Source organism: Microcoleus sp. OTE_8_concoct_300, from assembly GCF_031383065.1.
Classification (GTDB): Bacteria; Cyanobacteriota; Cyanobacteriia; order Cyanobacteriales; family Microcoleaceae; genus Microcoleus.
On the sequence record NZ_JANMZH010000656.1, the window covers coordinates 1 to 1,092 of the forward strand.

At 45.0% G+C, this 1,092-nt stretch carries 1 protein-coding gene; it reads left to right on the forward strand.

Annotation, left to right across the window (positions count from 1 at the left end):
* Positions 1 to 270: 270 nt before the first annotated feature.
* The coding region (locus tag ACUVJL_RS29790) for a serine/threonine protein kinase (RefSeq protein ID WP_445249137.1) at positions 271 to 1,092 on the forward strand (822 nt) is incomplete at its 3' end.

The window sequence follows — 1,092 nt, forward strand, 5'->3', positions numbered from 1 at the left end:
TAGACCTCTTGCAAAAATCCTTTTCATCAATTGATGGGACGGGCAAGATGCCCATCCCACAAGAGTTATTTTTTCTTGTGGGATGGGCATCTTGCCCGTCCTATTTATTTTTGCAAGAGCTCAGTTTAAAACGTTCCTTACTTCAGCGATCCCCATCACAAACATTGAGCGATCTATGTTATATTGATTTTAAATAAGAATCAGGGGACTTGGAAACAGTAGGGGCTTCTGCTAGGGAAATAAGCCGCAGATCACGTGAATAACAAGAGTATGCCAAGTAGAAATTTTACATTGACAGGTTATCAAACTCTCGATCCCCTTTACTCAGGAACACGCACCCTAGTTTATCGAGCTTTCCGCACTAACGACAAACAGCCCGTCGCCATCAAAGTCTTGCGGAGTAACTATCCCAGCTTCACCGAACTGGTGCAATTTCGCAATCAGTACACGATCGCCAAAAACCTCAACTTGCCCGGGATCATCGAAACCTACAGTTTGGAAGCCTACCAAAACAGCTATGCGCTGGTAATGGAAGACTTTGGGGGAATTCCTTTGAATGAATGGATGGAACAAGGGGAAACTGCGCCGACTCTGAGCCAGCTTTTGCAAGTGGCGATCGACCTGAGTGATACCTTAGATATACTCTACCGCCACCGGATAATTCACAAAGACATTAAACCAGCCAATATTTTAATTAATCCGCATACAAAACACGTCAAACTCATTGACTTTAGTATTGCATCCTTGCTGCCCAGGGAAACTCAAACCCTGATGAATCCTAACGTGCTGGAAGGGACACTCGGCTATTTATCTCCCGAACAAACGGGAAGGATGAATCGGGGGATTGACTACCGGACAGACTTTTACTCTTTGGGGGTGACTTTTTACGGATTGCTGGCGGGACAATTGCCGTTTCAATCTAAGGATGCAATGGAATTGGTACACTGTCATATTGCCAAGCAACCGCTATCACTGCATGAAATCAATCCCGAAATCCCGCCGGTACTCTCGGAGATTGTCAGCAAATTAATGGCAAAGAATGCCGAAGACCGCTATCAGAGTGCCTTGGGACTGAAATTCGATTTAGAATGT